General features: G+C 46.2%; 21 protein-coding genes. 9 read left to right on the forward strand and 12 right to left on the reverse strand.

Annotated elements, in window-relative coordinates; all coding sequences use genetic code 11:
• Positions 1-18 precede the first annotated feature (18 nt).
• From ACLVWR_RS08175 to ACLVWR_RS08185, 3 genes are read left to right on the forward strand one after another with little or no spacing between them, the layout of a single operon-like run.
• On the forward strand, positions 19-1,200 hold the full coding sequence (locus ACLVWR_RS08175; protein WP_413583317.1) for an acetyl-CoA C-acetyltransferase: 1,182 nt from the start codon (positions 19-21) through the stop codon (positions 1,198-1,200).
• 43 nt (positions 1,201-1,243) lie between these two features.
• Positions 1,244-2,017 carry an SDR family NAD(P)-dependent oxidoreductase gene (locus ACLVWR_RS08180; protein ID WP_413583318.1) on the forward strand — a complete coding sequence of 258 codons (774 nt, stop codon included), beginning with the start codon at positions 1,244-1,246 and terminating at the stop codon, positions 2,015-2,017.
• A gap of 8 nt (positions 2,018-2,025) precedes the next feature.
• A complete protein-coding gene (locus ACLVWR_RS08185) occupies positions 2,026-2,568 on the forward strand; it encodes an acyl-CoA thioesterase (RefSeq protein ID WP_413583319.1) in 543 nt (180 codons plus the stop codon).
• On the opposite strand, the gene ACLVWR_RS08190 is transcribed toward ACLVWR_RS08185, so the two are convergent.
• Positions 2,558-3,874, reverse strand: a complete 1,317-nt coding sequence (locus tag ACLVWR_RS08190) for an HD domain-containing protein (protein ID WP_413583320.1) — start codon at positions 3,872-3,874, stop codon at positions 2,558-2,560. The two genes, ACLVWR_RS08185 and ACLVWR_RS08190, sit on opposite strands and share 11 nt — an antisense overlap.
• Before the next feature lie 350 nt (positions 3,875-4,224).
• On the opposite strand from ACLVWR_RS08190, the gene ACLVWR_RS08195 reads away from it, so the two are divergent.
• The 4 genes from ACLVWR_RS08195 (at position 4,225) to ACLVWR_RS08210 (ending at position 8,508) form a co-directional block, all read left to right on the forward strand.
• A complete protein-coding gene (locus tag ACLVWR_RS08195; protein ID WP_340598530.1) occupies positions 4,225-5,070 on the forward strand; it encodes a flagellin in 846 nt (281 codons plus the stop codon).
• A gap of 565 nt (positions 5,071-5,635) precedes the next feature.
• Positions 5,636-6,469 (forward strand): flagellin, encoded by an 834-nt coding sequence (locus ACLVWR_RS08200; protein ID WP_340598531.1) that lies wholly within the window; start codon positions 5,636-5,638, stop codon positions 6,467-6,469.
• A 155-nt stretch (positions 6,470-6,624) separates the two neighbouring features.
• Positions 6,625-7,773, forward strand: a complete 1,149-nt coding sequence (locus ACLVWR_RS08205) for a hypothetical protein (protein ID WP_413583321.1) — start codon at positions 6,625-6,627, stop codon at positions 7,771-7,773.
• Between the two features lie 177 nt (positions 7,774-7,950).
• A complete protein-coding gene (locus ACLVWR_RS08210) occupies positions 7,951-8,508 on the forward strand; it encodes a hypothetical protein (RefSeq protein ID WP_413583322.1) in 558 nt (185 codons plus the stop codon).
• Between the two features lie 51 nt (positions 8,509-8,559).
• On the opposite strand, the gene ACLVWR_RS08215 is transcribed toward ACLVWR_RS08210, so the two are convergent.
• The 4 genes from ACLVWR_RS08215 to ACLVWR_RS08230 all read right to left on the reverse strand — a co-directional run bounded on the left by ACLVWR_RS08215 (position 8,560) and on the right by ACLVWR_RS08230 (position 14,671).
• Positions 8,560-9,330 carry a LysR family transcriptional regulator gene (locus ACLVWR_RS08215; protein WP_413583323.1) on the reverse strand — a complete coding sequence of 257 codons (771 nt, stop codon included), beginning with the start codon at positions 9,328-9,330 and terminating at the stop codon, positions 8,560-8,562.
• Between the two features lie 8 nt (positions 9,331-9,338).
• Positions 9,339-10,835, reverse strand: a complete 1,497-nt coding sequence (locus tag ACLVWR_RS08220; RefSeq protein WP_413583324.1) for an ABC1 kinase family protein — start codon at positions 10,833-10,835, stop codon at positions 9,339-9,341.
• Between the two features lie 49 nt (positions 10,836-10,884).
• Positions 10,885-13,503: a ribonuclease R gene (rnr, locus tag ACLVWR_RS08225; protein ID WP_413583325.1), complete on the reverse strand. Its 2,619-nt coding sequence runs from the start codon at positions 13,501-13,503 to the stop codon at positions 10,885-10,887.
• Positions 13,504-13,585: 82 nt separating this feature from the next.
• The gene (locus ACLVWR_RS08230) at positions 13,586-14,671 is read right to left on the reverse strand and encodes an outer membrane beta-barrel protein (protein ID WP_413583326.1); all 1,086 of its coding nucleotides are present in this window, start codon (positions 14,669-14,671) and stop codon (positions 13,586-13,588) included.
• A gap of 522 nt (positions 14,672-15,193) precedes the next feature.
• Here ACLVWR_RS08230 and ACLVWR_RS08235 point away from each other — a divergent pair.
• The gene (locus tag ACLVWR_RS08235) at positions 15,194-16,294 is read left to right on the forward strand and encodes a hypothetical protein (RefSeq protein WP_413583327.1); all 1,101 of its coding nucleotides are present in this window, start codon (positions 15,194-15,196) and stop codon (positions 16,292-16,294) included.
• Positions 16,295-16,373: 79 nt separating this feature from the next.
• Here ACLVWR_RS08235 and ACLVWR_RS08240 read toward each other — a convergent pair whose 3' ends face one another.
• The 7 genes from ACLVWR_RS08240 to ACLVWR_RS08270 form a co-directional block, all read right to left on the reverse strand.
• Complete coding sequence (locus ACLVWR_RS08240; RefSeq protein ID WP_413583328.1) at positions 16,374-16,781, reverse strand: hypothetical protein; 408 nt, start codon at positions 16,779-16,781, stop codon at positions 16,374-16,376.
• A 418-nt stretch (positions 16,782-17,199) separates the two neighbouring features.
• A complete protein-coding gene (locus ACLVWR_RS08245) occupies positions 17,200-18,690 on the reverse strand; it encodes a methyl-accepting chemotaxis protein (RefSeq protein ID WP_413583329.1) in 1,491 nt (496 codons plus the stop codon).
• Positions 18,691-18,871: 181 nt separating this feature from the next.
• Positions 18,872-19,945 (reverse strand): hypothetical protein, encoded by a 1,074-nt coding sequence (locus ACLVWR_RS08250; protein ID WP_413583330.1) that lies wholly within the window; start codon positions 19,943-19,945, stop codon positions 18,872-18,874.
• A 15-nt stretch (positions 19,946-19,960) separates the two neighbouring features.
• A complete protein-coding gene (locus tag ACLVWR_RS08255; RefSeq protein ID WP_413583331.1) occupies positions 19,961-20,836 on the reverse strand; it encodes an ABC transporter permease in 876 nt (291 codons plus the stop codon).
• On the reverse strand, positions 20,836-21,867 hold the full coding sequence (locus tag ACLVWR_RS08260) for an ABC transporter permease (protein ID WP_413583333.1): 1,032 nt from the start codon (positions 21,865-21,867) through the stop codon (positions 20,836-20,838). Before ACLVWR_RS08260 ends, ACLVWR_RS08255 begins: the two co-directional genes overlap by 1 nt.
• The gene (locus ACLVWR_RS08265; protein ID WP_413583334.1) at positions 21,864-23,339 is read right to left on the reverse strand and encodes an ABC transporter ATP-binding protein; all 1,476 of its coding nucleotides are present in this window, start codon (positions 23,337-23,339) and stop codon (positions 21,864-21,866) included. Before ACLVWR_RS08265 ends, ACLVWR_RS08260 begins: the two co-directional genes overlap by 4 nt.
• Positions 23,340-23,344: 5 nt before the next feature.
• Complete coding sequence (locus ACLVWR_RS08270) at positions 23,345-24,322, reverse strand: BMP family lipoprotein (protein ID WP_413583336.1); 978 nt, start codon at positions 24,320-24,322, stop codon at positions 23,345-23,347.
• 262 nt (positions 24,323-24,584) lie between these two features.
• On the opposite strand from ACLVWR_RS08270, the gene ACLVWR_RS08275 reads away from it, so the two are divergent.
• Positions 24,585-25,301: a Crp/Fnr family transcriptional regulator gene (locus ACLVWR_RS08275; RefSeq protein WP_340598547.1), complete on the forward strand. Its 717-nt coding sequence runs from the start codon at positions 24,585-24,587 to the stop codon at positions 25,299-25,301.
• The last annotated feature ends 42 nt before the right edge of the window (positions 25,302-25,343 follow it).

Below are 25,343 nucleotides of genomic sequence, written 5' to 3' on the forward strand. Positions count from 1 at the left end.
TAAGTCTACGCTTATTCCATGGAAAAAATCGTATTTATCTCTGGAAAAAGAACTCCCTTCGGCGCCTTTGGCGGAACTCTTAAAGATGTATCAGGAACTGACCTTGGTGTCGTCGCTGCAAAAGCAACTCTCGAGGCTGCAAAAGTATCTCCTGATGTAATTGATCACGTTGTTTTCGGCAACGTCATCCAATCAGCTCAAGATGCAATTTATCTTCCTCGCCATATCGGTTTGAAAGCCGGAGTGCCAATTGAAGTTGGTGCGTTGGGTGTGAATCGTTTGTGCGGAAGCGGTTTTCAATCTTGGGTGAATGCTGTGCAAATGATTCAAACTGGTGAAGCCACGGCTGTTCTTGCTGGTGGTGTTGAGCAGATGTCACAAATTCCTTACGTTGCCAGAAAAGTTCGCTTCGATGGTATGCGCATGGGGAACTTTGAGCTTGAAGACATGATGAACTCTGCATTGACTGATTCATACTCTGGAACTCCGATGGCAATCACGGCTGAAAACTTGGCAGTGAAATACAACATCACTCGTGAAATGGCTGATAAGTATTCCATTCAATCACAAACTCGCTACAAAGCGGCTTTCGATAAAGGTTACTTCGCGCAGGAAATCGCGCCGGTAACCATTGAAACTCGCAAGGGCACAGTGGTTGTGGATAAAGACGAACATCCAAAACCAGATTCAACTTTGGAAAAACTGGCGACGATGAAACCGGTCTTCAAAAAAGACGGTATTGTTACAGCTGCCGGCGCTTCGGGAATCGTTGACGGCGCTGTGTGCTCATTGTTGATGAGCGAATCCAAAGCCAAAGAACTGGGTCTTAAACCAATGGCTCGTATCGTAAGTTATGCCTCTGTCGGTTGTGAACCAAGCATTATGGGTATCGGTCCTGCAGGTGCTGCTCGCAAAGCGCTTGAAAAAGCGGGTTTGAAATTGGAGCAAATGGACCTGGTTGAAGTAAACGAAGCTTTCGCTGCTCAATACCTGGCGGTGGAAAAAGAGTTGGGTCTTGATCCGGCAAAAACCAACGTCAACGGTGGCGCGATCGCTGTAGGTCACCCACTGGGCGCTTCTGGTACTCGTATCATGAACCACCTGGTTTATGAGCTTCATCGTCGTAACGCCAAGTACGCGTTGGGTTCTGCCTGCATCGGCGGCGGCCAAGGCATAGCCATCATCATCGAAAAACTCTAAAAGGTACGCCGTACCTTTTTGAAATGCGGCGTGATAGGACATCATGGATAACAGCCTGAATTTACATCAAAGAGTGGCCTTGATTGCAGGGCCAATGACCTCCACACTTTCCAGCATTGTGATGAATCTGACTCGCATGGGTGCTGATTGCGTGATTTTGGATCCTGATAAAACTGTCGGGGCTCCGTTTATCAATCAGATTAATGACGCTCGCGAAATCAGCGACAAATACGGTCGTGCGATGGCGATTCAAACTGAATTGAAAACTCCAGAACAAATCAAGGATGCTGTCGGTAAAGCGGCAACAACTTTTGGTGGCTTGGATATTTTCATCGATGCGAACATGATTCAAAAGCCAACGCCGATTCGCTTGGATGGTGGCATTGATTCTGTGGACGAGATGTTGGATCGTCATTTGAAATTGCCTTTGATGATTACTCAGGCGGTATTGGGATATCTTAAAAGCCGCAAAAAAGGCCGTATCATTTTCATGCTGAATGAGTCTCCGGTTGCCAAGATCAAAGAGGACGTGATGGCCAAAGCTGCCCGCACGGGATTGATCGGTTTTGCTGAAGCACTGGCAAAACAAACTTCGGAATTCAATGTGACGGTAAACACTTTGACCGTGGCGCTGACCGAGGAATACATCCTGGCCCATGATCCTGAATCAAAATCCATCAAAGAAGCGATGGAGAAAATGAAACTGATCGATCCAGCTGTTAAAATCACTGAAGCCGACAAGATTGCGCAAACAGTGGCGTTCCTGGTAAGCCCGATGGGTGCCACCATGAATGGTCAGACGTTCTCGTTGTCATAAGGTTTTAAATGAACTTAATTTTTCGTTTGATTTACACGATGCTGATCTCGCGCTTTCGCAGCAAGGTCGGCGCTCTTGATGAGTGTAAAACTCCCTATCGTTGCTGGCCCACGGACTGCGATGTTTTGGGTCATATCAATAATGGTGTTTATTTTTCGATGCAGGATCTGGCGCGTATCGATTATATGATTCGCATGGGGGCAGCCCCTAAGTTTTCTGCCAATGGCTGGTACCCGGTTGTTGTTGCTGAACGCATGCGTTTTAAAAAATCCATCAAGCCGTTTCAAAAGTTTCAAATTTCAACAAGACTTGTGCATTGGGATGACAAGTACACCTACATTGAGCACAAGTTCCTTGTAAAAGGGGAGCCGGTGGCGTGGGGAATGATTCGTGCGCGGTTCTTAAAAAAATCCGGCGGATTGGTTTCCACCGAAGAGCTATTGGGAGTGTTGGGAATTCCATTACAGAAGCCCGAAATGCCAGCCCACCTAAAAGCCTGGGCCGAAGCCGAAGACCGCCACATCGAAGCGGTCCTGCCAGCTAAATCTTAATATTACGCAGAACTTTGTCCGCGCGTTCGAACTCTTCAGGAGCTACATAAAGGCGATCGATGATACGAGTGCCTTCATAGCGGCGGAAGATTTCAGTCGATTGATTGATCGGAGTTGGATGGCTCCAAGGATCCAATTGATCGACTACGAAGATTTGTGATGCGCGCTCTTCTGGGGACGCCGAGTGGTATTTCGATAAACGAGCATGTGACGATGCCCAGATTACTTCCAAACCTTCTTTTTCCAAAGATTTCTTTACCAACTCAGGGCGATCAGACTCTGTTGTATTATGCTGCTCTAGCAAAACCTTGAACGGACGACGTTGGGCAATTCTCTGTGCCCAAGGATTGTCTGCTGAGCGTAAATGTTCATGCAGACGGTAGTCATTGTACAAAGTGTACTCTTCAATTTTACCAGGCAATTTGAATGTGCAATCCGGAGACGTTAGATAGCGATTCAACATCTCTTCGTAAATGATGCTCTTATGGTGACCGTAAACCATCAAATGCATGTGATGGCGAGAGATCAAAAAGTCATCGAAGGAATAAAGAGCACGGCGGTTTAGTGCCAAATACAATTTATCGTCCACACGGTGGAAGGTCATATTTTGAATCAACCAATGGGAGTCGATCTTACCGTAGTTCGTGCCACAGAAATAAGAGTCGCGCTCCAAGTAGTCCATGCGATCCGCATCGATCTCGCTGGAAACCAATTGCGAAAGGATAGGGCGGAAGTCCACTCCATTGTCGATAAAGAAGTCATCAGGGCAGTGCAAAGCCTTGTCGATCAAACAAGCAATGTAAATTGGATCGATATCAGAGAAGTTCTTTTTGATTGTTTCAGAGATGTTGGAATCCGTGACGTATTTAATTGTGTAGTCTTCATGATTCGCACGACGGTTTTTGTACATCACGGTGTGAGCGGCATCTCCCCACTTTTGTTCCTCGTCATAAACTTTGATTTCAAGTTCTGACAGAGCCGGCATCACAGTTTCAGTTGTATGCGAAAGGGGACCGTGACCGACATCGTGAAGCAAAGCCGCCAGACGAACTGTTTGGCGCAAGCGAGTTTTCACGGAAGGTTTTGAAAATGGATAAATGCGGAAGATGGAATCAAAAACTCTTCCCACCATGTGAGCCACTCCCACAGAATGCAAATAGCGATTGTGAGTGGCGCCAGGAAAACTCATCTCGGAAAAACCAAGTTGTTTGATCGCGCGCAGGCGTTGGTATTCAGCTGTATCTAAGATGGCTACTTCAGGCTCTGCATAATAGATTGAACCGTGAATAGGATCTCTAATTTCCACTAAAAACCTCCGCGAAATGGCTTGTCTATATATGTGGTCAAGAAAGAGGGCTGTCAATAATGGCAAAAGGCCCTTTTTTAAGGCCAGGGCGGGGCTACTAGCCCTAGTCGTGAGACACTTTGTAAGGTCTAGATACAGAATTCTGTATTATCGATTTGTAGTAATTTCAATTAGTTACGCCGCATCGTGGCCCGTCTTTAGGCTAGATCTGCATTTTTTTGAGACGTATCACTTTAGGAATTTTGAGACACACCGATCAGTAAGGGGAGAAATGAACTACCCAACGGCACCAGTAAGGTGCCTCGAGTTTCAAGGATCGAAACTCGGTAAATCTTCAAGGAGGAGGAATTATGGGTTTGAGAATTAACACGAACACAGCTTCGTTGAATGCACAGAGAGTTCTGTGGGGCACGAAGATCGGTCTTGATAAGAGCATGGAAAAGCTTGCTTCAGGATTCCGAATCAATAGAGCAGGCGACGATGCCGCCGGTCTAGCGATCTCTGAGAATTTGAAAGCTCAGGTTCGCGGTCTTAAACAAGCATCACGAAATGCTCAAGACGGTATCTCTCTAGTCCAAGTGGCAGAGGGTTCGATGAATGAGATCTCTGGGATCTTGATTCGTCTAAGAGAACTGTCTGTACAAGCAGCTTCTGACACGGTCGGACCGACTGAGCGTCAGTTCCTGAATGTGGAGTATGATCAATTGGTATCTGAGATCGATCGTATCGCAGAAGGTACAGAGTTCAACGGAACTCAACTTTTGGCGGGTGTCGGTTCCATCTTGGACTTCCAAGTAGGTACTAGAAATAATCCTGAAATCGACCGTATCTCTTTCGATGCTTCCAAAGCTGACGCAAACTCTGCGGCACTTGGTGTAAACTTGACGTCAGTAGCTGACAAAGCTTCTGCGCAAAATGCACTGGCAGCAATCGATACAGCAATCGTCAGCGTATCCGCGATGAGAGCCGACTTCGGTGCGATCCAAAATCGTCTTCAATCAACTGTTTCGAATATCCAAGTTTCAGTTGAGAACATGTCAGCCGCTAACTCTCGTATCAGAGATGTGGACGTAGCTGAAGAGACATCTGAAATGACTAGAAATAATATCTTGTTGCAAGCAGGTACTAGTGTACTGGCACAGGCGAACCAACAAGCTAATACAGCACTTGGACTCTTGAACAAATCTTTCTCATAAGTATGACGAGCTCTGACAGCAATGTCAGAGCCTAGACTCAGACTTCCGAAAAGATTACGGTTCCCGATCTTATCTTCAATGATCAGATCACCCTCAAGAGAATCACCACTGCGGTGGTGGTTCCGAGTGTATACAAGCCCGAAGCTCTATTTATGAGCTGATATTGATCTCTGTTTCCTGCGACGTGGCCCCACAGCAATGTGGGGTACCACATTTCTCGACAATCGAGAATCGTGAATGGAAAAATGGATTTGGTACGGGGAGTTTTAACTCCTGGATTTTATTGCCGACGGAACTCTTACTCCGTTGATGACGACTTTCTTGTCGTGTCTTTTGCGTTCTTTCGTGTGCTTTGCACTCTCGTTTTTGAAAAAATAATTTTAAAATAAAATAAAAAATTTAGAAGAAACTGGACTCGAGATGTTTCTTTAGAGTTCCGATAAGTTAAGCGTCAGCTTCTATCGCAAGCCGACAATTTATTAATTTAACAGACGCACGGATCGCGTCTTATGCCAATGGATGGCACTACTTCACGGAGGAAGAAACATGATACACGGAGGATAGAATGGGATTAAGAATTGGTACAAACGTGTCAGCATTGAATGCACAAAAAAACCTCTACATGACACGAATTAACGCAGACAAATCAATGGCGAGATTGGCATCCGGTCAAAGGATCAATCAAGCTGCTGACGATGCCGCGGGACTTGCGATTTCAGAAAATTTAAAAGGCCAAATTCGTGGTCTGCGCCAGGCGAACAGAAATGCCAACGATGGTATCTCTCTAGTCCAGGTCGCAGAGGGTAGTTTGAATGAAGTTTCTAACATGCTTATCCGCTTGAGAGAGTTGGGTGTGCAAGCAGCTTCTGACACTATCGGTGAAACAGAAAGAAAGTTCCTGGATGTTGAGTATCAACAATTGAAGTCCGAGATTCAGCGTGTAACTGAGTCGACGAAATTCAACGGATACGAACTTCTGAACGGAACAGGCGGAATGATCGATATTCAAGTTGGTGTTAACAATGATCCATTCCAGGATCGTATTAGCTTCAACGCCGGTGCGGCGAACTCCTCACTGGACTCCTTGGGTTTGACGGCAGAGTCTGTTGGCACCAAAGAGGGCGCTCAAACGAGCTTGAGCTTGATCGATAACGCTTTGACTTCGGTGAATGCGATTCGTGCGAACTTCGGTGCGCTACAAAATCGTCTGGTATCAACATCCAATAACTTGTTGATCGCAGATGAAAACTTGTCAGCAGCGAACTCACGAATCAGAGACACTGACGTCGCGGCAGAGACTTCTGAGATGACAAGAAATAACATCTTGTTGCAAGCAGGTGTGTCTGTACTAGGCCAAGCCAATCAGTCCCAGAATCTGGCACTGAAGCTTTTGGGCTAATAACGCAAAGATAAAGAATGCTAAGCGTTCAACCCCCGGTGGTTAATTCCATTCGGGGGTTTGTTTTTTATTTCAATTGATTTTCAAGTCGGTGGAATCCTCCAGATCGGCTAATTAGTGGTTGCCTCGGGTCCTCAAAACTGAAATATCGAGCCATGAACAAAATTGCGATCATTTTGCTTAGCTGCCTGACTTCTTTTAGCGCCTATGCGACCTGGGATTTGAACGATGTTTCCTACCTGTTTCCATTGCCGCGCAAGGTAGGACAGGATCAATTGCTTAACATTAAAGCCGTGGGTGTCGGTGGTCCGATTCTTCCGGTTCGTTTCATGGATACGATTCCGCCACTTTCTCCGGTGATGACCCCTGATCAAACCAACGATGCCTTGCGAGTGATTGCGATGCGTATCGATCCATGTTTTCCACTGCCAACTCCGTTGAGCTGCCAACGTCAACTGCGTTTGGTATGGCAACCTTTGGAAGAGGGGCGCTTCAAGGCGCAAACTGTGGACGCTGCTTTGCATTCCTTCTACGTTTTGACTGATGAGGAATTTATTGCGCTTCTAAATGACCTGCAGAATTGGAAATACAAGTATCAGGTAAATACCACGGGCTTGCCTTTGCAAGTTCATCCGGTGTGGGCGCATACACAGGATAATGCTCCATCGATTTCTGATATGAATGCCATCATTCTGAAATATGCCGGATTCAAAAATTTAAGCAGAGTGACTGCGATGGTGTTGCGTGGTGCAGGGGACATGTGGGCATTCGGTGGCTTCGATGTTAAGAACGGCAAGCTGCAAATGTTCCGAATTCAACGCACTGACCGTATGGCACAGGCGTTTATCAATCGCGCAGTTCCTGCAGATCACTTCGACCAGGGTATGATTTCGCCGGCACCAGCGGGCGACGATTCTATGAATAAGATCGTGGTTAACTCCGCAAACCTTCAGACAGGGAATGAAGAACTTATCCGTAAAGAAGTCCTGGCGGCATATCGCATAGAAAACCCCAAGAACTTTCATGCTGAAAATATGGACTGTGTGAGTTGCCACGTGGCTCAGCCTGCACGTGAGTGGGCTTTGCGTAAGCGTTCCGATATCAACTATACGGACCTATTTCAGGCCGCCGCTTATCAAAATGCCAAATACAATATGCAAAACGTCACTCCGATTCTGGCGCACACACAAAACATCCGGGCTTTCGGATACTTTATTGAAAATGTGGCAATCAGCCAGCGTGTGATTAATGAGTCTGCGGAAGTGGCAGACGTCATTAATAAATTTGTGTCTGCTCAACGGTAACTATCAGTTTTATTTTATTCTACATGGACAGGCGGCAGAAATGCCGCCTTTTTCATGTCTTTCATCCTCATCGAGTTCATCGACTTGCGTCCTCGTCCTATCTAGTTCCGAATAAGAGATACCAAAAAAGTAACTTCCAATTACGGAACTTCCAACTAAGGAAAAAAGGAGAGATTCATGAAGAAGCTGCTCGTTATTATGGCTGTGGGCTTGGCCGGCGTTTGGGCGCATGCGGAAACGACAGAAATGACACCAATGAATGGTGACATGTCTATGCAAGGCAATCGCACATGGGTGTGCGGTATGCATTTTAAAGGAACTTCAAAAGGTTTCAAAGTTATCGCAGGTAAGTTTAAAACAACTGCGTATGGTACTTTGAAATGCACAAGTTTCAAGGGCACTAAATGGAGCCGTCCTGTGAAAATCACTATGGGCGCGAAATGCTTCGGACCACAAGTGGGCCTTGGCTGGTTGAAATTCAAAGGCATCGGTACAGAGATCAGCTTGTTCAATGCAGATCCAGACGTAATCCTGGGTAAATATCTTGCCGTAAATGGTGATGCTGCGGTGATCATCGGTGCGGGTACATTCCGTGCAGTGAAAGTCGGCTGGCCACAATTGGCTATGAACATGGCTATCAAATTGGATAAAGGATTCGGCGCGACGGTAGGTCTTGATCACCTTTACATCTCCGAAAACGGTGGTGAAGTGATCGAACCTCCAACTCCGAACTAAGAGTTTGAGATAATAGAAATAAAAGAGGATCTGAAAACAGATCCTCTTTTATTATTCCGAAATGGCCTCTGTGATATTTTCCCAAAGAACGGGATTCAGCAGCTCTGAACCAATCATCAAGACAGGTTCAGCATCTTTGGCTTTACCACGCTTGGCTTCTGTGGGCAGGTGACCGGTGCCCCCATTGTCATTCAACCAGGAGCGACGTACAGACAGGGAATTTGATACGAAAATATGACCAAAACGTTCCAGCTCTTTTTTGTTGGCACGACCATACTCGAAACTGGATAGAACCGCGTAGGAGTCACTTGATTCAATCAACTCCAGTTTTTGGAATCCCAACTCGTTAAGGTACTTGAACTTCTGGCGTCCCGGTGACTTGGAGGTGAAAATCACATCCAGATTTCCGGATAGGAAGTTGGCCTCCAGCTCATTGAGATCAAAAATATCCAGAGTGATCTTTTTAACCCCAACCTGTTCAAAACACTGGCGGCAGGTATTCATGGCAAAATCAGAAAGACCTTCCAAGGTGCCAATATGAAGTTCACCAACCATTTGGTTATTGCTGATTCCTTGCAGTTCGGTTTCAAGTCTGCGGATGGATTTTTCAAAGATCTCTGACAGTTGAAAGGCCACAGCTGTCCAGCCGGATTTACGTTTTGCAGAGCGGTCCAGCAGAACGATCTTCAGTTCGTCTTCGATTTTGGCGATGATGCGTGAAAGCTGGGGTTGGCTTAAGCCCACGTGCAAGGCAGCGGCGGAAAGATTTTTAAAGTTCACTGCTTTGGCCAGAATACTCATTTCATAATAAAGTTGCTGCATCTTTATACCTAGGGCTTCTTAATGTAGTTGATAAAAGCGACGAAACTGGTTCCGATAGCAAGTCCAAATCCGATGAAGCTCATTGTAGGGATGCCCGCAATGTGGTTTTCAGTCGGGTGTACGGAGATATAAGCTGAGCTTAAAATAAGCGAAGAAATAATCACTCCCAGGAAAAGCAAATTGAACGAAGACTCGACGGACTTTTTCAGGTCAGTCAATTCGGCCACTTTCAATCTGAAGGAATGATCAGGACTGTTGATTTTGCGGAAGTAAAAGTTCAGTTGTCTTGGCAGGGCGTTCAGGAAGCTGCGCGACTCGCGGGCTATCTGAGACATTTCATCCATGACTCGTGCCGGGCCCAATTGGGTTTTTGCCAGCTCGCCAGCAAAAGACAATGAGTACTGAAGGAAGTCGAAGTCTTTGTGCAGCTTTCTGCCGATGCCTTCAATCGATACGATGGATTTGAAAAACAACATAAGCTCGACCGGAACATTAATGTGGTGTCGTGCTGCAATTCCGGATGATCTAAGAAGCAATTTGCCCAGATTTACATTTTTAAGTGTCAGACCGTAATAAGGCGCAATCAGTTCACGCAATTCCTTGGCAAACAGATCCACGTTCACGCGGTCCGAGAAAGGCGCAAGGTCCACGTACTCGAACGCCAGGCGTTCATAGTCTTCGGTGGATAGGGCCAACAGCATATTGGCGATGGCTGTCTGGGTTCGCTTGTTAAGGCGTCCGACCACTCCGAAATCAATCAGGCCAATGTTATTATCATTTAGAATAAAGAAGTTTCCAGCGTGCAGATCTCCGTGGAACAAGCCATCGGTAAAGACCATTTGCAGATAAGCTTGCAAAGCACGCTTAATCACTTCGTGAGAATCCACGCCTTCCCGAATGGTGCTTTCAGCACTTAAAGGCATTCCCGGAAGGGCTTCCATGATTAAAACGCGTTCTGTGGACAGATCCAGGTAAACCTTGGGAATCTTGATCGTGGCATCGTTTTTAAAGTTTTCCTGAAAGCGACGGATATTATTGGCTTCGACGATGAAGTCTGTCTCTAGTTCCAGGGTTTTAAAATACTCCTGAACAATGGCCTGAGGGTTGAAAGGACGACTTTCAGGAACATAGGTTTCCAGCAGTTCTGACAAAAGATACAGGACATTCAAGTCATCATTGATGGTTTGGATGATACCAGGGCGTTGAACCTTGATGACAACATCCTCGCCGGTGACCAGGCGGGCACGGTGGACCTGGGCAATGCTGGCGGATCCCAGAGGCTCAGGATTAATGCTCGCAAAGATACGATAAAGAGACTCACCGAATTCGTCCTTAAGAACTCCTTCGACGATTTCAAAGCTTATGGGTTGAACCCGGTCATGCAGTTTTTCAAATTCGTTGGTATAGGGTTCGGGAACCAGATCAGGACGAGTTGCAAGGAGTTGGCCCAACTTTACGAATGTGGGCCCCAGTTCTTCAAAGCTCATGCGCATTCGCTCAGGCATAGAGTAAGACTCTATGTCAGAGGATGCATTCAGACGCTCAATGACGAACTTACCTAGTTTTACCTTTTCCGCGACCTTGTGAAACCCGTGTCTTGCGAACACCCCCACGATCGTTCGAAGTCTCGCCGCGTTTTTTAGCGTCTTTCCGATTTGGCTTCCGGTCTTTAAGGCTGTCACTATTCTTCTCCGAGTATTCGTCTTTGTCGCGAAGTTTGCTTTGCTCTGCAAATTGCAGTTTTTTGCTTAGCTTGGGTTTGTCTTCGGAATCCTGCCCTTGAGTTTTGCGGAATTCTGAAGGCCCCAGGATCATACGCAACAAGTTTTCGTCAGGTCCTTTGCTGCGCTCTTCTCCTTCTGGTCGGAATTGGAATGCCTTTTGGGCTTTCTGTACTTTTTCTTCCTGACCTTTTTGTTCAGAACGTTTATCTCCAAAGAATCTGGATTTTTGATTTGGATTTCGTTCTTCACGTTGTGCAGGTTTGGGGCCTCGCTCTTCATGACGACGACTTTTTTGGTCTTTGCGTCCTTGGCGATCCTCTTTAAGGCTGTAGGACTTCTCATTGGGGCTGGAGCGACGATCGTTCGAACGGCGATCATTGCCACGACGACGTTCCTCGCCCTGCCACTCTTTAGGCTCTTCTTTTTTGCGCAGACGATTCAAATACTTTTCGGCGGAGCGGGCTGCCGGGGATTTCTTGTCACCCGTTTCGTCATCCATGTCCTCGTCCATTTCGTCGTTGATTTCCATGCCGGCTTTAACGAAATTGATCTGACCTAGTTCGGGATCTGCTGCTGCAACCTGAATTCTGATGCTGTCACCGATATTAAAAGACATACCAGAGCGTCTTGCTGTCAGGCGAAGATTCTCTTCGTCGAACTCCCATTTGTCGTGGCCCAAATCGTCCAAGCGAACCAAGCCATCAATATCGTACTCACGCAAAAGAACGAAGATACCGAATTTTGCGACAGAGCTGATCATGCCATCAAATTCCTGCCCCAGGAATTTCTCCATGAAGCGGGCTTTTTTGATGGATTGAACCTGACGTTCCGCTTTGGTTGAGCGCTGCTCGGCAGCTGAAAGAATTGTCCCGGCACTTGCCAGGTCATCTTCACTCATCAGACGGTATTGATTTGATTTCACCACTTGAGTCTTTAGAAGACGGTGAATGATCAAGTCCGGATAACGACGAATTGGAGACGTGAAATGGGCATAGTATTCAAAACCCAATCCAAAGTGTCCTACGTTGTTCGGACTGTATTTGGCCTGACTCATTGATCTTAGCGTCAGGATATTTAGAATCTGGGCTTCTGGACGATTCTCAAACTCTTCCAAGGCTTTGGTTAAACGCTTTTGCAGTTTTCCCTGACCCAGTTTGGTTTTTCCCCCAAAGGTCGCCATGTACTTTTCCAAAGTGCGGATCGCCATTTCATTCGGTGGTTCATGAATACGATAAAGAGCAGGAACATTTTTACCATGCAGGAATTTTGCCACGGCCACGTTTGCCGCCAACATCATTTCCTCGATAAGTCTGTGGGCAAAAAGGCGTTCAGATCTTTGGATATCGATGGGCACACCGGCGCCGTCAATTACAAGTTCCGTCTCTGGAATTTCCAGATCTAGGGAGCCTTCTTTGAAGCGTTTTGCCATCAGAATTTTCGCGAGATCAGCCAGGCGAAGAATTCCGTCTTTTACGTGATCGAACTTTTCTGCACCATTGCCGTCGATAACTTCCTGGGCTTCACCATATGTTACGCGGGCTTTTGATTCCATGACCGCTTCATAGAAATCAGAGCGAGTCATCTCTCCGGTAAAGTCGAACTGCATTTCGGCCACCATACACAAGCGTGGCACATGAGGATTTAAAGAGCACAGTCCATTACTAAGAACTTCCGGAAGCATTGGAACTACGAAATTAGGGAAGTAGACAGAAGTTCCACGTTCGTAAGCATCGCGATCAATCGGGGAGCCAACTTGAACGTAGTGACTGACGTCGGCAATAGCGACATAAAGAAGGAATCCCTCTGGGTTGGTCTCCACAAAGACGGCGTCGTCGAAATCCTTCGCGGTAGCTCCGTCGATTGTGATCAGAGACATTTCACGAAGGTCTTTACGGCCTTTGTAGTCTTTCTCGTCGGGGACTTCTTTGTAGTGCTTGGCCTGTTCAAGGGTTTCAGCGGAAAAATCCTGGGGGATTCCCGAGGACAGGATAACGCGTTTAATGTCGGTCAAAGGATCCAAAGCGTTGCCGATGACAGAAGTAACTTTTCCTGTGAACGACTTTCCATCCTCTGGGTAGCTGATGACTTCTGCGGCGACAAGTTCCTTGTCCTTCGCATTCATGGAATCTTCGATTTTGATTTTTAAATCCTGGCCCCAGCCCTTGCCCTCATCGCGCAATATTCCCAAGCGGTCATTCAGGCGATAGAATCTGCCGACAAAAGTTTTTGTGCCACGCTGAACGACGCGAATGACTTCTCCACGAAAGCGTTCGCCACCTTTTTCTGGATAGACTTCGACGGTGACTTTGTCATTGGTAATTACGCCTTCCATGGAATTGCGAGGGATGTAGACGTCAGGATGCTCTTTGTCTTCGGGGATGAAGAATCCGAAGCCATCTGGATGTCTCTTAATTGTGCCGGTGAGGATTTTCTTTTTTTGCGTGCTCAAGGTTGCTTCCTTTTACTAGGAACATGTTAGCACACTTGATCACGATGTAAAAAAAAAAGGGACCCGGAGGTCCCTTTTTAACTTAGAAGCTTGCAAGCGCTCCCAAAGTTAACATGTGGGCGTATTTTGTGGGGTTATTGTCAGAATCTTTGAAGGCCTGCTCATCCGCTTCATCTGCACGGAATTCAACGTAGGCATTGAAGTTTTCACTTAAACCGATTTTGTCTGAAAGAGTCAGGGAGTTCACTTTGTCAGCACCATTGTAAACAGTCAGACCGCCTTCCGAAAGGTGCATTGCTCCACGGATCATTTCATAACGAGCGGACAATGTATTATTCCATAGTTTGTAGCTGATAAGACCAATCGTTGAGTCACTCCAGCCACTCGTGCCCAGATCTGTGGAATAAGTTTTTGAGTCGTACGTTACAGCCGCCAAAAGATTTTCAGTGATTCTGTAAGAAGCCCAAACATTGGAAGCCGCGTTTTGAACTCGGTCGTTGGCTGCAGTGCCGGCGTCTTTACCGAAATAGTAGGCTGCAAACCATTGAAGGTCGCCCATTGTGCCGTTCACAGACATTTCCGTTGTTTTTGTCGGAGTATAGTCATCGCCATACATATTATAGTTGGACTGATTGTATGTCGAAAGAGTCGCCGTCAGAAGGTCATTTACGATATATTTTGCGCGCAAACCTTCACCATAACCCGGTGTGATTCCTTGGAATCCAATAGAGTAGTTATAAAAGATATTCTCTGATCTAAGAACTGACTCATATCCCATCGTGGTCATGAAGCGACCGGCTCCAATATAAAGATTAGGGAGTGGTTTGTAGTAGACCTCCACTTGATCCAGAATACCGAAATTGTTTTTGCTGGAAGAGCCTGGAGCTGATTCATAGGTGATTGGATTGAAAACCAAGCGAGCCAATACAGAAAGCTTGTCGGTTTCCTTTTTTGCCAGGATTTGCGTGGTGTTCAGTCTATATGTACCGTCTTGAGCAGCCCCTGAAAAAGGGACTTCTGTGCCACCGGCCACCGTTGGATTACCGCCGGTTGAATTGTATGTGTAGTCAAAAGCAATCTCACCGTTCACTGTAATTCCACCAATATCCGCTGCAAATACAGAAGAAGAGGTGAGAAGTGTTAAAGCCGCAATTTTGAAAATACCCACTGTTGTCTCCTTGAAAATTGAATCCTTTATATTGGATTTGTTTACTTGTGGTTTGTCATTTACCGGCTTCATCCTAGGACTATGGTCTAGTTGTGTAATGTAAAATGAAAGTCAAACTCGACCATGATCCAGTCGGATGACAGTAAATTCGCTGTTGCGTCAATTAATGTGATTATGAGCGCAAAATCGCGTCGACTTTTTTGTGGATAACCGCAATTTCAGAGGGGAATTGTGGAAATTATCAGGATCAATTTGTCTGCACAAAATTCGCTGCTGTCGCGGTTTTCATCGGGGAGTTGTTGATTTTTTATGTCGTCTTTATATCAAGGAAACATAAAAATATTTGCGCGAAATTTTTCGCGAGGTCTAGCTAAGTAATTGCTCCATTTTTTAGTTCGCGGGATGTTTCCCGGCATTTTTGTTGTTGATCTTGCCGAAGGTCCTAATTAGCCTTTTTGTATAAAGAAAAAACTTTTAAACGAATTGAAAGTTCATTTTGCAACGAAACGAAAGGATGCATCTATGAAAAAACTTTTAGTGATCGCAGCTACTCTTGCAGCTAGCTCCGCATTCGCAGGCGTAAAATTGGAAGTACGTTCCGACTACGTTAACACAGCAGACTACTCAGCAGCAGACGGCGCTAACGTAGCGGGTAAATCTCTATTTACACCGAACGTAGCACGCCTTTACTTGAACGGTAACGTAGGTGACGCAGTTGTTGAATCTGCTTGGAATCTTCGTTCATTTGCACCAGTTGTAGTTGGTGGCGATCTTTACAAAACTATGACAGTAGATCAATTCGTTGATCATCTTTGGGCTGGTAAAGCAATGGGTCAGTGGATGTTCAAAGCTGGTAAGCTTGAAGTGAACACTGGTGGTTTTGAGCGTCAAAAAAACCTTCATGGTGACACTTACCTTGTTTCTTTGGCTAATAACGGTGCTGGCGGTAACGTTTCTGCAACTACTGCAGACGCGGCTTTGATCGCTAACCCAGAGAACTCTTCTGGTATCTCTGCTGCTTACAGCATCACTGAAAACCACAAGTTGGAAGCGCAAGTAACTAACCAAACAAACTCAGTAACTGTTGATGGTGGTATTTCTTCTACAGACAAACGCCACAACATGGGCTTGAACTACCTTGGTTCTTTCATGGATAAAATGTTGGTTCTTAACCTGAACTACACTTCTGGCGCTGGTGATGTTACTGGTACTGGTCACGCTCAAGAATTCATGGCAGCTTCACTTCGTGTTGCTCCAATGGCTGATTTGACGATCGACCTTGAGTACTTCGGCAATAAAGACAAAGCAACAACTGCAACTACAACTGCTGAAAACAAAACGAACTCTACTATCATTGAAGCTCGTTACAACATGAACGGTTGGGTTCCAGTTCTTAAGTACGAAATGTCTGAAAACAAAGCTGATGGCGCTGCTTCAAACAACAGCTTCAAACGCGATGCTTTCGCAGTTGGTGTTGAGTACGTACCTAAAGCTGACGAAGCTTTCCGTTACCACGTAGCTTACTCTTCTGCTAAAGACAAAGACTTCGGTGTTGCTACTGGCGACTCTACGAAAAACATGTTCGTAGTTGGTTTCAAATACACTGGCGACATGGCTAAGTAATTTGATTCTCACAAGCTGAGATCATAAAAAAAGCCCAGGGAAACCTGGGCTTTTTTGCGTTTAAAGATCGGAAAAAGATCTATTTAGCTGATTGAATGCTGATTTCAAGGATGCGAGAAACATCATCAGCGTATTTTTTATCGAACTTCTTGGTCAAAACAGCCAAGTCCGCTTCTGCAGCAAAGATAGCCTGACCACGGCTGACGATCTCTTTGCCCACGCGAACTTCATCAAGCTCCGAACCGCGTTCTTTAAGAGTAGTGATCTGATCACGAATTTTATCCAAAGCCTTCGCGCGAAGCATATCTTCTTCTGCGGCTTCGGTTTTTCCGATAGCAATCTCGTTCATAATGTCTTCGGCAGCCATGTTTTCCTCAGCCGCGGCCCACTTTCCTTCGGCCATTTCCAAATCGGCAGAGGTTGCCATTGCTTTTACAGAACCCAAAACCATAACGATAGCCATCACAAGCATTACTCTCTTTTTCATAATTTCTCCCTTTAGGCGTATAAACCCACCTTTTTATTTGCGAGACCCATGCCCACACGGGTGCGATCAAATTGAGTTTGAGTCTTCAACAAGTAGACAGTAGCCGTTTTCTGGCTCCCGTGGGGCGTAAGTCTCATAGAGAGACGCTTAATCCGAGATCAGAACGGTGAGATCGGTGAACTTCATATAACGCTCGCCGTGGCGTGAGCTGTATTTGCTAACTATTTGTAATTATTGGCAATAGAGGCGTTTGTAAATAAGCATATCAAAAAGCATGGTGTTTGGTTCGAGGAAGCGCGAATGACATGGCTAGAAATTGGCGGAGTGGAGTTTTTCGATAGAAATCATAGTGACGATGAAGATCGACTCTTGAAGAGTTGAGGAATAAGGCCGCTAAATATGCGGCCTTTTCTTGTGACTAGCTCACTTGACGTAGGTTATCGGTTTGTCGAGTAGTGATGATCAAGCTACTCTCTGATTTATTGGAACTGCCTTTAATTGCCGTAACAAGAGATTGAATCACGTGAGCCAAAGACTCTGCCTGTGCAGCCAGTTCTTCGGAGGAGGCAGCAGCTTCTTCTGAAGAGGCCGCATTCATCTGGGTGGTTTGATCCAGCTGATTTAAGGCTTTGGATATTTGTGTAACCCCGTTGGATTGCTCGGAGCTTGCAGAGGCAATTTCCTGATTGATGTCAGAAAGTTTCTTAACCGCGACCAGAATTTCAGCAAGTACGGTGGCGCTTCGATCCGCCTGAGAATTACTTTGGCTGATGCGCTCCACGCTTGAGCGAATTAAATCGCCAATATCTTTGGCGGCCGTCGCACTTCGTTGTGATAAGGCGCGAACGGCTTCAGCGACCACAGCAAAGCCTTTGCCTTGTTCTCCCGCTCTGGCGGCCTCTACCGCGGCGTTTAGGGCCAGTAGGTTGGTTTGAAATGCAATATCGTCAATGACGTTGATGATCTCAGACATCTTTTTCGAATCAGCTGCGATTTGAGTCATGGAATCAGAAAGAGACTTCATCTCCGCTTCACCACGTCTTGCCAGGCCACTGGTGTCGCCGGAAAATTTGGCGGCTGAATCCGCGTTGGCTGAGTTTTGCTTGATCATCGAGGAAAGCTCTTCGATCGTGGCTACAGATTCTTCAAGGGAAGCTGCCTGCTCCGTCGTTGATTGGGAAAGCTCTGTGGCTGCAGTTGCAATCTGTGTTGATGCACCTGACACCTCTTTAGAAGCAGAGGAAAGGCTGTCTATCACGGCGTTGATGGACTTGCTCAGGCCTGCCAAGATGACTCCGCCAATAATGCCTCCTAAAAGAATGGCAAAAAGGCTGACCAAAATCATTACCAGGCGCGCTTCCCGGTAGCTTTCCTCCATTTTTTCTACTTCGTGTTGCATCTGGCCTTCGTTGCGATCGACGGTGGAATCAATTATCTTTTCCCCTGAATGGCGCAGAGTTTTGTTTTCAGTCACGCTGATTTTTTCGGCATGATCCGCATTTCCCGCTTGAACGTGATCGCGAATCGATTCGATGTTCTTCCACCATGTATCGTATATCTCTTTGAACTTTGCCAGCTCCTCCTGCCCAGTGGGGGTGGAGATAGCATGAAGCTGATCTATTCTTTCTTCCATCTGGTCGTGGCGCTGTTTCATCAATGTGTCCACTGTTGAGCGGCCATGATCATCGTTGGACAGGATGTAGTTCTTTTCGTTGATCAATTGAATATAGAATAGTGATCGGATGTCTTTGACCATTGATACGCGAGCACTTTTTTCGCGAACTAGTATCTCAATTACATCGTTCATTTTTTGTAGACTGACTAGACCGATTGTAGCGATCGCTATGGATGCTCCTGCCAGCAGGGACATCACCAGAATCATCTTAAAATTCAAGCTTCTATTTTTCACTGAAACCTCATCAATTTTATGTTTATTCGGTTTCAAGGACAAAAACTTTATTAAGACGTGGAAATAATCGAGTTTGATTCCATCAAGATTTCTTGATGTTTTAGCGGTTTTTTTACTGTGAATTTGCGATTAATAATTGTGAAACAAAAAGGCCACGATTTCCGTGGCCTTCGAGGTGTTCCTATTTTTTTTCAGATTTGCTGTCCGCTGGAATCGCGTAGTAGTCTGGCATTACAAAGTCCGGTGTGAAGGGGTACTTATAAGACTTGTAAGCCCCGATCTTAGGTCTGCCTGCTTTTGCATAAGCATCATCCCACAGGTTCGCAAGCAATAAAGCGCCACGAGCCATGTCGGTCACGATCACTGGTTTCATTTTTTTGAAAGCAACACTAGCAGGTTTTCTTTCTGCACGAGTTTTGATTTCCATGCCATGCTCTTTTTTAAGTACGGACGGCTTGATCACAGGATCCATCTTCAGGATTTTTGGAATCTCGGTGTTCGAGATGATCGACAATGCCTTCATCTTTTCGACAACTGTCGCGGGTTTCAAGAAGGACGGATTTTTCATGGCACGAGCTTCTTTCAACACCAACCAATCAAGGTCGCCATCAAATTCACCCACGACAGAATCTTCATAATAAGAGTGAATGCCACCGTGACCGGCTACCCAACCGTCATAGTCAGCTGTGGTATGGAACGGTTGAGAGATGTCGCCCACAAAGTGGCCCATCAATCCCATGTCGACAACCATTTGGTATGCCAGCTTGTTGTAAGGAAGATTTTCGTCCTGTTCTTCTTTGAAGTTTGCTGGTGGCTTTGCCGCCGCAAAGTCTTTGTTCAAAGCAGCGATGCGATTTACGAATTGATCCGCTCTCCACCATGCAGAACCGAATTCCGTTGGAATGTCCTTGATGGTTGTGCCGTCATTTTTGAATTTGTTTTCTTTCCCGGTGTATTCAGAAATAATTTTTTTATAGTCTGAAGGGATGTCTGCCACTTTAAGACCGATGACTTCGATATCGATAAAGTGCGCGGGATTTCCGTGCTTGTTTGCTTCGCCGCCCAGGCTCTTCCAGTAAAAGTCAGGAATGTTGCACAGATGCCCCATCATTTGCGGTTTGTTGCGAAGATATTCTTTCAATCCTTCGTCTTTAACCAAGAAGACAGCAGCACGGCAGATAGCATCGTGGCCGCGGCCTCCCCAGGCAAATGCTGTGGATGATAACAAGAGCAATGGCAGGACAAGCTTCAACATGATGACTCCTTATTATTACAGTTCGCGGCCCAGGGCCTTCGGAGAGCGACTGGCTCCCATAAATCCCGCAAGCGCAACGATAGTAACGATATATGGTAAAATTTGAATGAACTGAACGGGGATGGCAATGCCACCAATATGAACGCCCTGCAGGCGAATTTGAATGGCGTCAGCAAATGCAAACAACAAGCAGGCAAAGAATGCCGGCAATGGTTTCCATTTTCCGAATATCAAAGCTGCCAGCGCCATGAAACCACGACCACCTGACATCATCGGGGAGTAAGCTGAGGCCAGGAACAAAGAAAGGCTTGCTCCACCCCAAGCGGCAAAAGCACCACTCAGTGCCACGGCAGACCAACGAACTTTGCGAACACTCACGCCTGCTGCCATCAAGGCTTCAGGATTTTCGCCAGCAAATAGCAGCCACAATCCAGAGCGCGTTTTCTTAAGCCAGAAGGTCAAGCCTGCAACCAGTAGGAATGCCAACAATAAAGGTTCATAGTTAAAACGATCATCCACGGGTAAAGGGGGAGTCGAACCCGTGGAATCGAAAAGAATCTTAGTCGCAAAGGGAATCGCTCCCATCACCAAAAGATTGAAAGCCATTCCCGTAACGATTTGATCAGCATTTAGTTCAATAACAAAAAGTGCGTAAAGGGCGCCGATAATAAGACCGGCAATCAATGCGGCACCCCAGCCAAGCCACGCCGAAGAACTGGATGTCGCGACGACAGAGCCCGTGAAGGCTCCGACCAGCATAAAACTTTCCAGAGCAACGTTAATGACTCCAGAGCGTTCGCTCATCATGCCGCCCATGGAAGCAAAAATCAGTGGAGTCGCCAGACGCAGAGTTGCTAACAGCAACGCGAAGATCATGAAAAAGTATTCCATTAGTCCTTCTTCCTTTGTCTGCGAACGCGGTATTCCCAGTAAGCACTGGCTGCCACACCCAAAATAATAAACGCTTGAATGATGCGCGAAAAATCCCGTGTGATCGTGGAAGTTTCAAGATCCAGATCCGAAGCCCCTTTGTGCAAAGCTCCCATTAAGAAACCTGCTGCAATCACACCAATGGGATTGTTTGCGGCAAGCAACGCCACAGCGATACCGATGAAACCATAATCAGGAGAAAAGCCCACACGGTATTGACCGGCGCTGCCGATCACTTCGGAAAGTGCGACAAATCCAGCGCACGCACCGGCCAAGGCCATCGCAATAATTTGCATGCGTTTTGCGGAAATGCCAGAGCGTTGAGCTGCTTCGGGGTTCGAACCCACGGCCCGCAATTCAAAGCCCCACGTGGTTTTCCAAAGAAATATCCACATTAATACGGCCAAAATCACCGCAACAACCAAAGAGGCATTGGCTGGTGTATCGGGGAATAGGCGTGCCACAAGATCATAGTCTTTGAACATGTAGTTCGCAGACACCATGGCTGTTTCGGGATTCTGGGAGTTTGGATTGGGAATGACTTTCAAAGCAAACCAGCTTGCCAGTCCGGCAGCGATAAAATTCATCATAATGGTGATGATAACTTCGTGACTGCCACGCAGCGCTTTTAGAATACCAACGATCCATCCCCAGAATGCGCCAACTGCCAAGGCCCCCAGGAAAGCAACAAGGGGAGCCAGCGGGAAAGGAACATTGGGAAAGAAAACGCCAATCGCAGCGGCGGTCACGGCTGCCATCGTCAACTGACCTTCAGCTCCGATATTGAACATGCCCGCATGAAAACCGATTGCCACCGAAAGTCCGCAAAAGATCATCGGAGTCGCGTAAGACAAGGTCATCCCAAAGTCGTACATCGAACCAAAGGCGCTTTTTAAAAGAATCATCGAGATATTAAGCGGATTTTCCCCCGCAAACAGAGTTAGCAGCAAAGCGGCAACTAAACCAATTAGAAACCCTAGTATTCGTTTCAATGGCCACCTCCCATTGCTGCGCCGATTTTGATTTCGTCAAACTCATTGCGCAGGAATTCTGCAACGAAGCGACCTTTGTACAAGACGACGATACGATCGGAAAGGGCCATTAACTCATCCAGCTCAGAAGAAATAAGTAAAACTCCCGCACCCGCATCGCGAGCCGCGCGAATTTCATTATGAATAAACTCGATAGCACCAATATCCACGCCACGTGTGGGCTGAGCCGCGATTACAGCCTGAGGCTGTTGCAAGAGGGCGCGTGCGACCACCAGTTTTTGCTGGTTTCCGCCCGAGAATCTTGAAAACTCCAGATTTTCGTTGCGAGGACGGACATCGTATTGCTCCATCGCCTGACGGGTGGCCTGAATGATGTCTTTCATCTTAAGGAAAATTCCGCGGGCGAACTTTGCAGTTTTCTGCTGGCCTAAAAGGTAATTTTCAAATGCAGGTCGATTAGGAAGTACTCCAAAGCGCAGGCGATCCTCTGGGAAGGATCCAACTTTGCCGTGAATTTGGATGTTTCCGGAAAAATGCTTCTTGGAAAAAGCATGCGGATCCAAAAGGGCACGGATCAGGATGTCCTGTCCATTTCCTTCGACACCGGCAATGCCGACCACTTCGCGGGTTTGCACCTTCAAATTCAGGTTTTCAACTTTATGATTTCCCAGTTGTGCGGAAAGGTTCTGAATATCTATGACAGGCTTTGGGTCAATTTGAGTGCCGCGTTCAACAGGGTTTTGCAGACGTCTGCCAACCATCATCTCTGCCAAATCGGGAATGGACGTTTCCGCAGTTTTGCGTGTGCCGATGACTTTTCCTGCGCGGAACACAGTCACTTCATCGGTGATCGCCATCACTTCCTTCAATTTGTGGGTGATGATGAGGATGGTTTTTCCTTCGGCTTTAAGTTGTCGAAGGTTTTTGAAGAAATCCTGAACTTCCTGCGGAGTCAAAACAGCAGTGGGTTCATCCAGAATCAGGATTTCAGAGTCCTGGGAGAGAATTTTTAAAATCTCGACACGTTGTTGGGCCCCTACGGAAAGGTCTTCGACCGTGGCAGTTAAATCCACATCGAAACCATAACGGGCGGCTACCTCGTTTAGTTTTTTAAGCTGTTCGGTACGTGGCAGAAGTGAAAAGGGGCCGCCGTCTTGTTGCAAAAGAATATTGTCCAAAGCCGTCAGTGGTTCTGCCAGCATGAAGTGCTGGTGCACCATTCCGATCTTGGCTTTCATTGCATCAATTGAAGAGGAGAAAAACTGAGTGGTGCCATGAACCAGAAACTCCCCATCTGTGGGAGTGTAAAGACCGAAAAGGATTTTCATGGCAGTGGATTTGCCGGCGCCGTTTTCGCCCACGATCCCGTGGATCGTGCCTGCTGTTACTTTGAAGGAGATATCTGCATTGGCGACACAGTCGCCGAATATTTTAGAGACACCTCGAAATTCAACAGCAGGGACTTGATTCATGGCGTTTACTTCTTCTTATAGTAATCTGGAACTTGAATCTGGCCGGCGATGATTTTCTTTTTGATATCGTCGGCTTTCTTTTTCATTTCCGGAGTTATCAGTTTTTCGTTGTACTTATCCAGGGTGTAATCCACGCCGGAGTTTTTCAATCCAAAGCGGGCTATTTCCCCTTTGAACTTACCATCCTTTGTTTCCTTGATGGTTTCATATACAGCTACATCAACTGCTTTCATCATGGAAGTCAGGATTGTGCCAGGTTTCATCCAATTTTGGTTGGAGTCGACACCGATCGCGAATTTCTTCTTTTCTTCCGCAGCGTCAAATACTCCGGTGTTGGAAGCGCCCGCTGCGACAAAGATCACATCGACACCTTTGCCGTATTGAGCGAGTGCCAGCTCTTTGGATTTGGCCGGATTGTTCCATGCCTCGCCAGTCACGCCGACATAGTTCTCAGAGATTTTGATTTTTGGATTGATGAATTTTGCACCAGCATCGTAACCCATCGCAAAGCGACGAATCAGCGGAATATCCATGCCGCCCACAAAACCAACAGAGCCGGATTTGGAAGCCATTGCTGCCAATGCTCCAACCAGGAAGGATCCTTCGTGTTCTTCAAACATCAAAGAGCGAACGTTTGCGGCAGTGACTTCGCCGTCAACGATGGCGAACTTAATTTTGGGAAATTGTGCGGAAACTTTTTTAACAGCATCAGTTTGTGCAAAGCCAACACCGATAATCAGATCATAGTTTTTGCGAGCAAAGTTGCGGTGAAGATTTTCAATTGCGTTGGTGTCAGTTGCCTCAACGTATTTCAATTCAATCTTCAAATCTTTTTCGGCTTTGGTTGCGCCCATGTAGGCAGCGGAGTTGAAGGACTTGTCGTCTTTTCCACCTTTATCAAGGACTAGACCGACTTTAATATTCGCGGATGCAGTGGTGCTGATTGACAGAAGAAGCAGCGTAACGAAAAACTTTTTTGTCATTTGATGATTCCTTCACACGCGCATAATTTCATGCGACTGCGCATTTAATAAGCGTTTGATTTCACAAATTTTTTAAGATTTTTTGTCGGGCTGAAAGTACGAGGCCGTAGAGTGTGAGTCAAGGCAAATCATTTCAATTACCTAATGGTCAACTCTTACAAGTCGGTTATGTCATAATTTCAATTAGGCTCTTGTTTTATACCAGTTTAGGATGGCCTAAACGTTAACAAACAACTCAGAAAAAGCACGGAGGACTAAGAGCATGGAATCGCAAACGATACTCAACGGCGGAGTTAACTCCCTAGGTTTTATGGGCCAACAAAACTTGAACATCCCAACAACTTCGAATGTCCCTTACGAAGTGATTCACCTCAAAGAAGAGGAGATGATCTTTAAGGAAGGGGATACTCCAAAAGGATTGTACTATGTGCAATCAGGATGTGTGAAAGTTGTCGTAAATCGTTCTCACGCACGAGGACGCACAACGACAAATGAATATGTGACAAAACTTGTTTCCCCTGGAGAATACTTTGGCTACAAAGCCTTGGTAAAAGGTGGCGTTGCAACATGCCATGCAAAAGCAGTGAAATCGACGGTCTTGTGGTTGTATCCACGTGAGTTGATTCAAGTTGCTATGGCACAAGCTTCGCCGATGGTTAAATTGCTATTGAACCAATCTGTAAACGATTTGGAATCTTTCGAGAACACAAGCCAATTGCATTATTTGGCTTCAGTTCAAGAGCGCATCGCTTACCAATTGGTGATTTTGGCAGACCGCTTCGGCACACAAACTCCAAATGGCATTTCTTTGAATCTAAAACTGACACGCAATGAATTTGCTCAGTTGGCCAGCACAATTAATGAATCATTGTCCCGCCATCTGACGGAGTTCAAAAACGAAGGTTTGATTGATTTGAACGGCAAAGAAATCATCATTAAAAACCGCGATGGTTTGATGAGACGTTCAGGTAATTTTTAATACCTTCTCTCCAAAAAATTGAGAACACGCGAAAGGCCGGTC

The sequence above is a fragment of the Bdellovibrio sp. HCB288 genome, assembly GCF_047305935.1.
Lineage (GTDB): Bacteria > Bdellovibrionota > Bdellovibrionia > Bdellovibrionales > Bdellovibrionaceae > Bdellovibrio.

What these genes read in the sequence shown, in the direction of transcription:
- ACLVWR_RS08180 (WP_413583318.1), top strand. Translation starts at nt 1,244, where the DNA reads ATGGATAACAGCCTGAATTTACATCAAAGAGTGGCCTTGATTGCAGGG.
- ACLVWR_RS08250 (WP_413583330.1), bottom strand. Translation starts at nt 19,945, where the DNA reads ATGTTGAAGCTTGTCCTGCCATTGCTCTTGTTATCATCCACAGCATTT.
- ACLVWR_RS08240 (WP_413583328.1), bottom strand. Translation starts at nt 16,781, where the DNA reads ATGAAAAAGAGAGTAATGCTTGTGATGGCTATCGTTATGGTTTTGGGT.
- ACLVWR_RS08210 (WP_413583322.1), top strand. Translation starts at nt 7,951, where the DNA reads ATGAAGAAGCTGCTCGTTATTATGGCTGTGGGCTTGGCCGGCGTTTGG.
- ACLVWR_RS08255 (WP_413583331.1), bottom strand. Translation starts at nt 20,836, where the DNA reads ATGGAATACTTTTTCATGATCTTCGCGTTGCTGTTAGCAACTCTGCGT.
- ACLVWR_RS08275 (WP_340598547.1), top strand. Translation starts at nt 24,585, where the DNA reads ATGGAATCGCAAACGATACTCAACGGCGGAGTTAACTCCCTAGGTTTT.
- ACLVWR_RS08265 (WP_413583334.1), bottom strand. Translation starts at nt 23,339, where the DNA reads ATGAATCAAGTCCCTGCTGTTGAATTTCGAGGTGTCTCTAAAATATTC.
- ACLVWR_RS08185 (WP_413583319.1), top strand. Translation starts at nt 2,026, where the DNA reads ATGAACTTAATTTTTCGTTTGATTTACACGATGCTGATCTCGCGCTTT.
- ACLVWR_RS08215 (WP_413583323.1), bottom strand. Translation starts at nt 9,330, where the DNA reads ATGCAGCAACTTTATTATGAAATGAGTATTCTGGCCAAAGCAGTGAAC.
- ACLVWR_RS08270 (WP_413583336.1), bottom strand. Translation starts at nt 24,322, where the DNA reads ATGACAAAAAAGTTTTTCGTTACGCTGCTTCTTCTGTCAATCAGCACC.
- ACLVWR_RS08195 (WP_340598530.1), top strand. Translation starts at nt 4,225, where the DNA reads ATGGGTTTGAGAATTAACACGAACACAGCTTCGTTGAATGCACAGAGA.
- ACLVWR_RS08220 (WP_413583324.1), bottom strand. Translation starts at nt 10,835, where the DNA reads ATGCCTGAGCGAATGCGCATGAGCTTTGAAGAACTGGGGCCCACATTC.
- ACLVWR_RS08200 (WP_340598531.1), top strand. Translation starts at nt 5,636, where the DNA reads ATGGGATTAAGAATTGGTACAAACGTGTCAGCATTGAATGCACAAAAA.
- ACLVWR_RS08235 (WP_413583327.1), top strand. Translation starts at nt 15,194, where the DNA reads ATGAAAAAACTTTTAGTGATCGCAGCTACTCTTGCAGCTAGCTCCGCA.
- ACLVWR_RS08175 (WP_413583317.1), top strand. Translation starts at nt 19, where the DNA reads ATGGAAAAAATCGTATTTATCTCTGGAAAAAGAACTCCCTTCGGCGCC.
- ACLVWR_RS08205 (WP_413583321.1), top strand. Translation starts at nt 6,625, where the DNA reads ATGAACAAAATTGCGATCATTTTGCTTAGCTGCCTGACTTCTTTTAGC.